Origin of the sequence: Kribbella polygonati (assembly GCF_050320105.1) — a bacterium.
Classification (GTDB): Bacteria; Actinomycetota; Actinomycetes; order Propionibacteriales; family Kribbellaceae; genus Kribbella.
Window position 1 is genome coordinate 3,030,672 of sequence record NZ_CP190129.1, and the last position, 12,108, is coordinate 3,042,779.

Sequence of the window (12,108 nt, forward strand, 5' to 3'; positions counted from 1 at the left end):
CCGTTGTCCAGCGAAAAGACTGAACCTCAAGTGGATGCTTAGAGTTATGTCAACTTTAGATTACGCGGAACGCTACGGGACGCTTCCCGCCAAAGTCCACGCGCCTCGCCGCGAGATGCCGGTCACCGTTTTTCCCCTTTGGTGACAGGGAGATCGGGCGCCGAGACGTCGTACACCTTCGCGTCCCGCTTCATCAGCACGCTCAGTACCTCGGCCTTGCGCGCACTGTCATCGGAACTACCCCAAACGACCTTCACCCCGGAGCTGAGGTTCAGGGTGATCGAGTCCGGCGACGTCGCCGTGATCGATCCCACCTGGGTCCGCAGGGACTCCGGGAGCGCCGCCGAGACCGTCACCACCGAGTGCACGGTGACGTCCCGCCGGACACCGGTGACCCTCGCCTCCGGCAACCCGGCCGGCCGGTCCGGCACCGTCCGGTACGACGTACCCGTGGCGTCCACCAGCTCGTACCGCGAACCGTCGGTGACCACCACGACCGGGACCCGTTCGGTGACCACGATCACGATCTTCCGCGGCCACGCCCGGGTCACCTGCGCGTCCGCGACCGCCGGGATGGTGCGCACCCGGTCCGCGATCGCCCGCAGGTCGACCTTCGCCAGCGGGGTGCCGATCGGGGCCGCCGCGGTCTGCTCGATCGTTGCCACCGGCACCGTGTCGGCGCCGCTGATCCGGACCCCGGAGACCGCGAACACAGAGGAGAAGTAGAACAGCCAGACGATCACGCCGGCCAGCGCGACCAGCCCGCCGCCGATGGCCCAGGGCAACCAGCTACGCCTGCGCACCAGCCGTAGCCGGCGCGCGAACCGCTGCTCCGCCCGAGCGAGGTCAACGCTCTGGGTCATACAAGGAACCCCACCCTTTTACGAAACCACAGGGGTGACGGCCTCCGGCGCAGGCTCGCGGGTGAGGCTGCGTTCGGCCAGCAGACCAACGACTTCCGGCCCGATCAGCGTCACATCACCGGCCCCGAGCGTGACCACCAGGTCGCCCGGCTCGGCCAGGTCCGCGACCAGCCGCGGTACGGCGGACCAGGACGGCTCGAACCGGACCTGGTCCGGCTTCAGCGGCACGTGGTTCGCGATCAGCGCACCGGTGACGCCGGGCTCCGGGTCCTCGCGGGCCGCGAAGACGTCCATCACCACGACCTCGTCGGCCAGCGCCAGCGCCTCGGAGAACTCGGTCGCGAAGATCCGCGTCCGGCTGAACAGGTGCGGCTGGAAGCACGCGATCACGCGCCCCTCCCCCGCCACCTGACGGGCCGCGGTGAGGTCGACGGCCAGCTCGGTCGGGTGGTGCGCGTACGAGTCGAACACCCGGACGCCGTCCTCGAGCCCCTTGAACTCGAACCGCCGGCCGGTCCCGGTGAACGCGGCCAGCCCCTCGGCCAGGTCGGCCGCGGAGAACCCGAGCCCGAGGCCCGCGCTGAGGGCGGCGGACGCGTTCAGCGCGTTGTGCTTGCCGGCCTGCTGCAGGTTCACCACCGGCAGCTTGCGTCCGTGGTACACCGGCACGAACGACTGCGTGGCCCCGGTCGCCGTGAGCTCGGTCACGCGCAGGTCCGCGTCCTCGGACTCGCCGTACGTCCGGACGTCGATCCCGCGGTCGCGCGCGTACGACGCCAACTGCCGCGCGCCGGCGTCGTCCTGGCAGATCACCATGAACCCACCGGGCAGCACCCGGGCGCAGAACTCCTCGAACGCCTTCCGGTAACTGGCCTCGTCACCGTAGTTGTCCAGGTGGTCCGGCTCCACCGACGTGACGATCGACACCTCGGGCGAGTACGTCAGGAACGACCTGTCCGACTCGTCCGCCTCGGCGACGAACAGGTCGCCGTTGCCGTCGTGCGCGTTCGACCCGGACTCGTTGAGGTTCCCACCGATCGCGTACGACGGGTCGGCGCCGCAGTGCTGCAGCGCGACCGTGAGCATCGACGTGGTGGTGGTCTTGCCGTGCGTACCGGCGACCGCGATCGTCCGGCGGCCGACCATCACCGACGCCAGCGCGGCGGCCCGCGGCAGGATCGGGATGCCGGCCGCGCGGGCGGCGACCACCTCGGGGTTGGTCTCGCGGATCGCGGTGGAGACCACCACGGTGTCGACGGCGGCCACGTGCTCCGCCTCGTGCCCGACCCAGCAGGTCGCGCCGAGCGCCCGGAGCGCGGCGAGCACCTTGCCGTCCTTGGCGTCCGAGCCGGACACCTCGATCCCGCGGGACGCCATGATCCGGGCGATGCCGGACATGCCGGCGCCGCCGATGCCGACGAAGTGGACCCGGCCCAGCTTCTCGGCCGGCAGCAGGGTGTCAGGAGCGGTGACGATCACGACGCAGACCTCACCACATCGAGGATGATCCGCGCCAATCGGTCGTCGGCGTCGGTCCGGATGACACCGGTCGCGGCTGTGGACATGGCTGTCAGACGCTCGCGGTCGAGCAGAAGTTGCGGCACGTTCGCCCGCACCCAGTCGACAGTCAGCTCCGCGTTGTCGATCAGCACGCCGCCGCCGGCGTCGATGACCGGTTTCGCGTTCAGCCGCTGCTCACCGTTACCGATCGGCAGCGGAACGTAGATCGCCGGCAGGCCGACGCCGGACACCTCGGTCACGGTGTTCGCGCCCGAGCGGCAGACCACCAGGTCGGCGGCGGCGTACGCCAGGTCCATCCGGTCGACGTAGTTCAGTACGACGTACGGCAGCGGCCCGGTCCGCGGCACCTCGAGGGTGTTCTTCGGGCCGATCGCGTGCAGCACCTGGATGCCGGCCGCCTGCAGGTCCGCGGCGGCACCGGAGACGGACTCGTTGATCCGCTGCGCGCCCTGTGATCCACCGGTCACGAACAGCGTCGGCGCGTCCGGGTGCAGCCCGAAGAACTGCCGTGCCTCGGCGCGCAGCGCGGCCCGGTCCAGGGTGGAGATCGCCCGCCGGATCGGCAACCCGACGTACTCGGCGTGCGGCAGGTCGGAGCCCGGGAACGAGGTCTTCACGTTCTCGGTGCAGTACTTCGCGGCGAACTTGTTCGCGATCCCCGGCACCGCGTTGCCCTCGTGCACGACGATCGGGGTCTTGCGCCGCCAGGCGGCGACGTACGCCGGCGTCGACACGTAGCCGCCGAAGCCGACCAGGACGTCCGCCTTGGCCTCGTCGAGCGCCTTCCGCGCGGCGCTCACCGAGGCGAGCATCTTGCCCGGTACGGCGAACAGCGCGGGCGTGGGCCTGCGCGGCAGCGGCACCGGGGGGATCAGCTCGAGCCGGTACCCGGCCTCGGGCACCACCCGGGTCTCCAGGCCGCGCTCGGTCCCGAGGGCGAGGATCTCGATGGTCGGGTCGATCCGGCGCAGAGCGTCCGCCGTGGCGATCAGGGGTGAGGTGTGGCCGGCGCTACCGCCACCGGCCAGAACGATGCTGGGCACAGCTTTCAACGCTCCCGCGGTTTCACTTGTGTGTCTTCATCCAGCTGAAACGAGGTCGCCTGGATTCTTTCAGAGCGGCCTGCGCAGCCGGCTCGGCCTTCGCGAAGGACAGCAGCATGCCGATCGCGATCATCGTCGGCAACAGTGCGGACCCACCGTACGACACCAACGGGAGCGGAATACCCACGATGGGTAGCAGTCCGATCACGGCGCCCAGGTTGACCACGGCCTGGGACATGATCCAGATAGTGATCCCGGCCGCCGCGTAGCGGACGAACGGCTGGCTGTTCCGGGTCGCGATCCGCACCCCGGCGTAGGCCAGCGTGAGGAACAGCGCGAGCACGGTGAGCGACCCGACCAGGCCGAGTTCCTCACCGATCACCGAGAAGATGAAGTCGGTGTGTGCCTCCGGCAGGTTGCTCCACTTCTGCCGGCTGTTGCCAATGCCGACGCCCCACCAGCCGCCGGTCGAGAGCGCGTAGAACGAGTGGTACGCCTGCCAGCCGACGCCGGTCGGGTTGGAGAACGGGTCCATGAACGAGGTCACCCGCTGCATCCGGTACCGCTCCGCGATCACGAAGTAGGTCGCCACCGATCCGACGACGGCGATCAGCGAGACGAACAGCCGGGTCGGGGCGCCGACGATCCAGATCATGCCGATCATCACGCCCATCAGGACCAGCGCCGTACCCAGGTCGTGCTGGCCGACCACCAGGGCGATCACCAGGCCGCAGACCGGGACCATCGGCACCAGCAGGTGCTTCCACTGGGTGAGCAACTTCTCCTTGCGGGCGTAGAGGTCCGCACACCACAGCACCATCGCGAGTTTCGCGAACTCGCTCGGCTGGATCTGGAGCGGCCCACCGAGCCGCAGCCAGTTCGTGTTGCCCTGCACCCCGACGCCGAGGCCGGGGATGAACGTGAGCACCAGCAGGAAGACCGAGCCGAGCAGCGCGGGGTAGGCGAGCATGCGGAAGTGCCGGGGCGTCATCCGGGAGGCGATGTAGGCCATCGGCAGGCCGGCCCCGACCCAAATCAGCTGCCGGCTGAAGATGGTGTAGCTGCTTCCGTACACCCGCAGTGACAGCACGCTGGACGCCGACAGCACCATCATCAGTCCGAGCACCAGCAGCAGGCCGGTCGCACCGAGAACGATGTGGTACGACGTCAGCGGCCGGTCGAGCACGTCCTTGACCGCCGTCATCAACGGGCGCTCGGTGCTCTTCTTCTGATCCGGCTGATCCGCGACCGACGTCACCTGATCACCCCAGTCGGCGAACGGCTTCGGCGAAGGCGTCGCCGCGGGCTCCGTAGTTGGCGAACATGTCCCAGGACGCGCAGCCGGGGGCGAGCAGCACGGTGTCACCCACCTGTGCGAGCTTCGCCGCCTCCCCCACCACGATCTCCATGGCACCAGTGTCCGTTGACTCGACGACGATCCTCGGGACATCCGGTGCGTGTCGCTCGAGAGCTTCGGCGATCACGGCCTTGTCCTGGCCGAGCAGGACGACGGCACGCAAACTCCTCCGGGCGGCGATCACGAGGTCGTCGAACGTCGCCCCCTTGGCCTGACCGCCGGCGATCCACACCACGTGCTCGTACGCGAGCAGCGAGGCCTGCGCGGCGTGCGGGTTGGTGGCCTTCGAGTCGTCGACATAGTTGACCCCGGCAACCTCCGCGACGTGCGCGATCCGGTGCGCGTCCGGCCGGAACCTGCGCAGCGCGTCGCGCACCGCGGTCGCCGGCACGCCGAACGAACGAGCCAGCGCGGCCGCCGCCAGCGCGTTCGCGACGTTGTGCGGCGCGGGCGGCGTGATGTCGCCGATCGTGGCCAGCTCGAGCGCGGACGTCGACCGCTGCTCGATGAACGCCCGGTCGACCAGCAGGTCGTCGACGATCCCGACCATCGAGAGTCCCGGCGTACCGAGGGTGAAGCCGATCGCGCGGCAGCCCTCGATCACGTCGGCCTCCTCGACCAGGTGTTCGGTGGCCGGGTCCGCGACGTTGTACACGCACGCGACCTGGCAGTTCGCGAAGATCCGGCCCTTGTCCGCGGCGTACGCCTCGAGCGAGCCGTGCCAGTCGACGTGGTCCGGGGCGATGTTCAGCACGGCGGCCGAGTGCGCCGACATCGAGTGCGTGAAGTGCAGCTGGTACGACGACAGCTCGACCGCGATCACGTCGTACGGCTCGGGGTCCAGCACCGCCTCGAGCAGCGGCAGCCCGACGTTGCCCGCGGCAACGGCCCGGTGGCCGGCCGCCCGCAGCATCGCGGTCAGCATCTGCACGGTCGTGGTCTTGCCGTTGGTGCCGGTGATGCACAGCCAGGGCGCCGCGTTCGCCGGGTCCCGGAGCCGCCAGGCGAGCTCGATCTCGCTCCAGATCGGCACGTCGCGCTCGGCCGCCTGGGCGAGCAGCGGCGCGTGCGGCGGTACGCCGGGCGAGGTCACGACGACGTCGACGTCCTTCGGCAGCTCCGCCGTACTGCCCGGGCCGAGCGTGATCGTGGCGCCGAGCGTCTCCAGGATCCGCGCCTTCTCGCGCAGCGCCTCGGTGTCGCGGTCGTCCAGTACGACGAGGTGCTCCGCGCCGGCCTGGAGCAGGGAGTCGGCGCAGGCGTAGCCCGCCGTACCGAAGCCGAGCACGACGAACCGCGTCGTGTCCCAGCCCGCGTCCGTACGCGTCCTCATCCGGTCACCCACTCCGCGTAGAAGATCCCCAGACCGATCACCACACACAGGCCCTGGATGATCCAGAACCGGATCACCACGTTGACCTGCTCCCAGCCGAGCATCTCGAAGTGGTGGTGCAGGGGCGCGATCAGGAACAGCCGTTTCCCGACCCCGGTCGCCTGTTTGGTGATCTTGAAGTAGCCGACCTGCAGGATCACCGACGCGGTGATGACGACGAACAGGCCGCCGAGGACCAGCACCAGCAGCTCGGTGCGGGTCATCACGGCCATGCCGGCGAGCGCGCCGCCGAGCGACAGCGAACCGGTGTCGCCCATGAAGATCTTCGCCGGCGAGGCGTTCCACCACAGGAACCCGAACAGCGCACCGGTCAGACAGGCCGCCACGACCGCGAGGTCGCGTGGATCCCGGACCTCGTAGCACTTCGCGCCGACGCCCCGCTCGGTCGCGCAGCTCTGGTTGAACTGCCAGATGCAGATCAGCGTGTAGGCGCCGAACACCATCATCGACGCGCCGGTGGCCAGACCGTCCAGGCCGTCGGCGAGGTTCACACCGTTGGACATGCCCGCGATCAGCAGCAGGATCCAGATGATCACCAGGATGGCCGGCAGCTCCAGCCAGCCGATGTCGCGGATGAACGAGATGAACGGCGACGCCGGCCGCTGCCCGCGGTCGTCGGGGAACTGCAGCGCGAGCACCGCGAAGATCACCGCGACCAGCGTCTGGCCGGCCAGTTTCGCCTTGCTGCGCAGGCCGAGGCTGCGCTGCCGGAAGATCTTGATGAAGTCGTCCAGGAACCCGACCGCGCCCATGCCCGCGAACAGGAACAGCACCAGCAGCGCCGACGCGCTCGGCCCGCTGCCGGCGCCGGTGGTGAGCATCACGAACACCTTCGCGGAGAAGTACCCGACGATGGTGGCCGCGATGAACACGGTGCCGCCCATGGTCGGCGTACCGCGTTTGATCATGTGCGACTTGAGGCCGTCGTCGCGGATCTCCTGGCCGTAGCCGCGTTTGGCCAGCCACTTGATCGCCCAGCGGGTGCCGATCAGGGTCAGCACCATCGAGACGGCGCCGCCGAACAGGATCGAGATCACTGCTGTGCCTCCACCAGGGCGTCTGCGAGGCTGCGGAGTTTGGCCGCCTTCGAGGACTTCACCAGTACAACGTCGCCGGCGCGCAGCTCTTCGCGCAGCAACTCCAGCGCCTCCGGGATCGTCTCGACGAACACGGACTCGTTGCCCCACGAGCCTTCCAGCGAGGCGCCGAGGTGCATCGGCTTCGCGCCCGCGCCGACCACGACCAACCGGCTCACGTCCAGCCGGACGGCCAGCCGGCCGATCGCGTCGTGCTCGGCACCCGAGGTGTCGCCGAGCTCGAGCATCTCGCCGAGCACCGCCCAGGTCCGCGCGCCCCGGGACCGGCCGATCGCGACCAGCGACTTGAGCGCGGCGCGGGTCGAGTCCGGGTTCGCGTTGAACGCGTCGTTGATGATCGTCACGCCGTCGGCCCGCTCGGTCAGCTCCATCCGCGCGGCGGACACCCGCTGCGCGGCGGTCAGCCCGTCGGCGATCTGCTCCGGCGTCAGCCCGACCGCCAGCGCGACCGCCGCGGCGGCGAGCGCGTTCGAGACGTAGTGCTCACCGATCAGCTGCAGCTGTACGGCGCCGTTGAAGTCGCCGATGTGCAGCGTGAACGCCGGCCGGCCCTCGCCGTCGACCTTCACGTCGGTGGCGCGGACGTCCGCCTCGTTCGCCTCGCCGAACGTCAGCACCTTCTCCTGCGTCCGGCTCCGCATCGCGGCCACCCGGTGGTCGTCGGCGTTCAGTACCGCCGTACCGCCGGGCCGCACGGCCTCGATCAGCTCGCCCTTGGCGGTCGCGATGTTGTCCTGAGACCCGAACTCGCCGATGTGCGACGTACCGACGTTCAGCACCAGGCCGACCGCCGGCGGCGTGATGCCGGACAGGTAGGTGATATCGCCGGTGTGCCTGGCGCCCATCTCGGCGACCAGGTACTTCGTGGCCGGGGTCGCCTGCAGCGCGGTCAGCGGGTGGCCGAGCTCGTTGTTGAACGAGCCCTCCGGGCACACCGTCTCGCCGTACGGGCGGATCAGCTGGCCGATCAGGTCCTTGGTGCTGGTCTTGCCGGTCGACCCGGTCAGCGCGATCACGGTCAGGTCCGGCAGCCGGCCGATCACCAGCCGGGCCAGGTCGCCGAGCGCGCGCTCCGCGTCGTCGACGACGATGCAGGGGCTGCCGTCCACCGGGCGGGTGGTCAGCGAGACCGTGACGCCGGCCGCGGTCGCCGTACCGACGAAGTCGTGGCCGTCGACGCGCTCGCCGGGCAGCGCGACGAACAGCCCGCCCGGTCCGGCCTCCCGCGAGTCGATCGTGACCGCGCCGTCGACGACCGCGGCGGGGTCGGCCCCGACCAGCTCGCCGCGGACGACGTCGGCGATCTCGCCGCAACTGACAGGGATCACCGATCTGCCTCCAACAGCTCACGCACGGTTTCGCGGTCGTCGAACGGGTAGATCACACCGCCGACCTCCTGGCCTGTCTCATGACCCTTCCCGAGAACGACCACGGTGTCATCGTGTCCGGCCAGCCGGATCGCCGACGCGATCGCCTCCCGGCGGTCGCCGATCTCGTGCAGGTCCACGTCCGGTACGGCGGCCCGGGCGCCCGCCAGCGCGGCGGCCCGGATCGCGGCCGGGTCCTCGCTGCGCGGGTTGTCGTCGGTGACGATCACCACGTCCGCCGCCTTCGCGGCCTCGGCGCCCATCGCGGGCCGCTTCCACGGGTCCCGGTCGCCGCCGCAGCCGAGGACCGCGAACAACCGGCCCTTGGTCGCACCGCGCGCGGCCCGCAACGCCAGCGCGACCGCGTCCGGCGTGTGCGCGTAGTCCACGATCACCGCCAGCCCGTCCTCCCGGGTGAACGTCTCCATCCGGCCCGGCACGGTGGCGGTACGCAACCCGGCCGCGATCGCCTCGGCGGGGATGTCGAGCTGCCGCAGCATCGCGGTCGCCAGCAGCGCGTTCGCCACGTTGAAGTCGCCCGGCAGCCCGATCTCGACCGTCAGCCTCTCCCCCGGCCCCCGGATGTCGAGCACGGACGTGCCGTGCTCCGACCGGTGCCGGTCCGCGACAGTCCAGTCGGCGTCGCCGATCGCCGACACGGTGACCAGCGGTACGACGGTCTGCGCGGCCAGCCGGCGCCCGTACTCGTCGTCGATCGTCACCACCGCGACATCACAGCGCTCCGGGGTGAACAACGAGGCCTTCGCCTGGAAGTAGTCCTCGAACGTCTTGTGGAAGTCCAGGTGGTCCTGCGTCAGGTTCAGGAACCCCGCGACCGCGAACCGCGCGCCGTCCACCCGGCCCATCGCCAGCGCGTGGCTCGACACCTCCATCGCGCACCACGCGACCGCCTGCTCGCGCATCACCGCGAACAGCGCCTGCAGGTCGGTCGCCTCCGGAGTCGTCCGGACGCTCTTCACGACCTCGTCGCCAACACGCGTTTGAATCGTCCCGATCAGCGCCGACGGCCCGAGCTGCCGCAGGACCGAGTCCAGCAGGAAGCTCGTGGTGGTCTTGCCGTTGGTGCCGGTCACCCCGATCAGCCGGAGCTCGCTGGTCGGCTCGCCGTAGATCCGGGACGCGACCGCGCCGAGCACACTGCGCGGCCGGTCGACGACCAGTACCGGGAGCCCGCCGGCCGCGGCGCGCTCGGCGCCGGACGGGTCGGTCAGTACGGCGACCGCGCCCGCCTGCTGGGCCTTCGCGACGAACTCCGCACCGTGCGTGACCGCACCGGGCAGGGCGGCGTACAGGTCGCCGGGGAGGATGGAACGCGAGTCGAGGGATACGCCGGTCACAACCACCGGCGACGATGCCGGGAGCTGTGCGTGGGCGACGTTCGCGAGGTCGGCGAGGGTCACCGGCACGACGTGCCGGGGCCTGATCGCTGCGACCGCGCCGCCGGCGGCGGTAGGGGTGGACACGGGCCCTGAGGCTACCGCCACGGACCCTGTGACTCCTACCTGACCCTGCGTCACCAACTGCCGGTTCATCACCAGGTGAGCGGGATGCTCGGCTGCGTCGCCCCGGTCGGCGGGACGACGTACTTCTGCAGCGCGTAGCTCATCACGTCTCGGAACACCGGTCCTCCTTGGAGACCACCACCCCGGGCACCCTGGGGATCGTGCAGTACGACGTACGTCACGAACCGTGGGTTGTCGGCGGGCGCGAATCCGGCGAAAGAAGTCGCCCAGGCGCCGTACTTCGCGGTGCCGGGGACGACCTGCTGCGCCGTACCGGTCTTGCCCGCCACCAGGTAGCCGTCGATCGCGGCCTGCGGCGCGGTGCCCTTCTTCGCGGTCACCGACTCCATCATCGTGGTGACCTCCTTGGCGGCCTTCTCGCTCACCACCCGGCGCGACGGCGCGGTCTGGTTCGGGGTCAGGGTGCCGTCGGCCTGGATGTAGTTCCGGACCAGCTTCGGCGGCTCGTACACGCCGCCGTTCGCGACCGCGTTCACCGCGGCGGCCTCCTGGACGGCGTTCACCGACAGGCCCTGGCCGAACGCGACGTTCGACCGGGTGATCTCCGGCCACTCGTCGCCGGGGGCCAGCCGCCCGTTCGTCTCGCCGGGGAAGTTCAGCCCGGTCGGCTCGCCGAAGCCGAAGTCGTGCAGGTACTTCACGAACCGCGGGATCGGCATCCGGTGCGAGAGCATGATCGTGCCGACGTTCGACGACTTCGCGATGATTCCCGAGACGGTCAGGTTCATCGTGTCGTGCGCCCAGTGGTCCTTGATGATCCGGCGCTGGACGTCGATCGTGCCCGGCACCGGGATCTTCGTGTTCAGGTCGATCAGGCCCGCGTCGGCGAGCGCCGCCATCGTGACCACCTTCTGCACGCTGCCCGGCTCGAAGCTGCGGTCGAGCGCGGTGTTGCCCAGGTTGTTCCAGGTCTTCTTGTTGTTCGGGTCGAACGACGGGTAGTTCGCCAGCGCGAGCAGCTCGCCGGTCTTCACGTCCATCACCACGACCGTGCCGGCGCTCGCCTTGTACTGCTGGACCGCCTGCTGGATCCGCTTCTCGGCGAAGAACTGCAGGTCGGTGTCCAGGGTCAGCTGGACGCCCACGCCCGGCTTCGGCTCCTGGACGGTGTGGTTCGCGTTCGGGATCTGGTTGCCGCGGGCATCCACCTCGTAGACGGCCTTGCCGTCGGCGCCGGAGAGCTTGTCGTTCAGGCCGTACTCCAGCCCGGACAGCCCCTTGCCGTCGCCGCCGGTCACGCCGACGATACTCGCGGCGATGGTGCCGTTCGGGTGGCTGCGGATCGGCTCTTGCTCGGTGTACAGGCCGCCCAGCAGCTTGGCCTGCTGCTCCTGCGGCTTGCCCTTGTTCTGCTTGGTGATCGGTACGTTCGCGGCCTTGATCTCGGCCTGGATCGCGCTCCACGTGGTCGGGCTCACCTGGTGCGCGAGGTAGGCGAACCGGCCCGGGCCGGACATCGCCGCGATCAGCTTGGCGGCCGTCGTACCGGGCAGCTTCGGCACCAGGATCGCGGCCAACTGCTGCGCGACCGGCTTGGTCTGCTGCGGGTCGGCGGTGATCGCGACCGCGTCCTCGGTGACCGCCAGCTCGACGCCGTTGCGGTCCTCGATGGTGCCGCGGTCGGCATGCAGGATGAACGACCGCGCGTTCTCCTTGGTCGCCGCGGCGGCGTAGCTGTCCGGGTCGACACCCTGGAGGAGTACGAGCCGGCCGGCGAACAACGACAGGACGAACGCCATCACCCCGAACGTGAGCCGCAACCGCAACGCGGGCCGCCCCAGCCGCAACATCCGTGGTGCCTTCCGCACCTTCCGCTTCTTGGGCCGAGGCTGAGGCCGATTCTGCGGCGGCCGCTTCTTACCAGCTGTCTTCTTGACGGCCTTCTTGGCACCTGCAGTGCGCGCCGAGTCTGCGGCCTTCTTG

The 12,108-nt window shown here is 70.1% G+C and carries 9 protein-coding genes; all 9 read right to left on the reverse strand.

Going from position 1 to position 12,108, the window contains the following annotated elements; translation table 11 throughout:
* Positions 1–122: 122 nt before the first annotated feature.
* The gene (locus tag ACQHIV_RS14490; protein ID WP_427894542.1) at positions 123–863 is read right to left on the reverse strand and encodes a cell division protein FtsQ/DivIB; all 741 of its coding nucleotides are present in this window, start codon (positions 861–863) and stop codon (positions 123–125) included.
* 18 nt (positions 864–881) lie between these two features.
* Entirely contained in the window at positions 882–2,342 is a 1,461-nt protein-coding gene (gene murC, locus ACQHIV_RS14495) for a UDP-N-acetylmuramate--L-alanine ligase (protein WP_427894544.1), read from the reverse strand.
* Positions 2,339–3,427, reverse strand: coding sequence for an undecaprenyldiphospho-muramoylpentapeptide beta-N-acetylglucosaminyltransferase (murG, locus tag ACQHIV_RS14500; protein WP_427894546.1), 1,089 nt, complete (start codon positions 3,425–3,427; stop codon positions 2,339–2,341). The genes murC and murG overlap by 4 nt, the downstream gene beginning before the upstream one ends.
* Before the next feature lie 22 nt (positions 3,428–3,449).
* The gene (gene ftsW, locus ACQHIV_RS14505; RefSeq protein ID WP_427894547.1) at positions 3,450–4,685 is read right to left on the reverse strand and encodes a putative lipid II flippase FtsW; all 1,236 of its coding nucleotides are present in this window, start codon (positions 4,683–4,685) and stop codon (positions 3,450–3,452) included.
* 4 nt (positions 4,686–4,689) lie between these two features.
* Positions 4,690–6,117, reverse strand: coding sequence for a UDP-N-acetylmuramoyl-L-alanine--D-glutamate ligase (gene murD / locus ACQHIV_RS14510; RefSeq protein ID WP_427894549.1), 1,428 nt, complete (start codon positions 6,115–6,117; stop codon positions 4,690–4,692).
* A complete protein-coding gene (mraY, locus tag ACQHIV_RS14515; protein WP_427896488.1) occupies positions 6,114–7,181 on the reverse strand; it encodes a phospho-N-acetylmuramoyl-pentapeptide-transferase in 1,068 nt (355 codons plus the stop codon). The genes murD and mraY overlap by 4 nt, the downstream gene beginning before the upstream one ends.
* Positions 7,182–7,210: 29 nt before the next feature.
* The gene (locus ACQHIV_RS14520; RefSeq protein ID WP_427894551.1) at positions 7,211–8,602 is read right to left on the reverse strand and encodes a UDP-N-acetylmuramoyl-tripeptide--D-alanyl-D-alanine ligase; all 1,392 of its coding nucleotides are present in this window, start codon (positions 8,600–8,602) and stop codon (positions 7,211–7,213) included.
* Positions 8,599–10,125, reverse strand: a complete 1,527-nt coding sequence (locus tag ACQHIV_RS14525) for a UDP-N-acetylmuramoyl-L-alanyl-D-glutamate--2,6-diaminopimelate ligase (protein ID WP_427894553.1) — start codon at positions 10,123–10,125, stop codon at positions 8,599–8,601. The genes ACQHIV_RS14520 and ACQHIV_RS14525 overlap by 4 nt, the downstream gene beginning before the upstream one ends.
* A gap of 68 nt (positions 10,126–10,193) precedes the next feature.
* The gene (locus ACQHIV_RS14530) at positions 10,194–11,993 is read right to left on the reverse strand and encodes a peptidoglycan D,D-transpeptidase FtsI family protein (RefSeq protein ID WP_427894555.1); all 1,800 of its coding nucleotides are present in this window, start codon (positions 11,991–11,993) and stop codon (positions 10,194–10,196) included.
* Between the last annotated feature and the right edge of the window lie 115 nt (positions 11,994–12,108).

Excerpts from the sequence above, each read along its gene's own strand:
- murD (WP_427894549.1), bottom strand. The coding sequence starts at position 6,117 with ATGAGGACGCGTACGGACGCGGGCTGGGACACGACGCGGTTCGTCGTG.
- mraY (WP_427896488.1), bottom strand. The coding sequence starts at position 7,181 with ATGGTGCTGACCCTGATCGGCACCCGCTGGGCGATCAAGTGGCTGGCC.
- ACQHIV_RS14490 (WP_427894542.1), bottom strand. The coding sequence starts at position 863 with ATGACCCAGAGCGTTGACCTCGCTCGGGCGGAGCAGCGGTTCGCGCGC.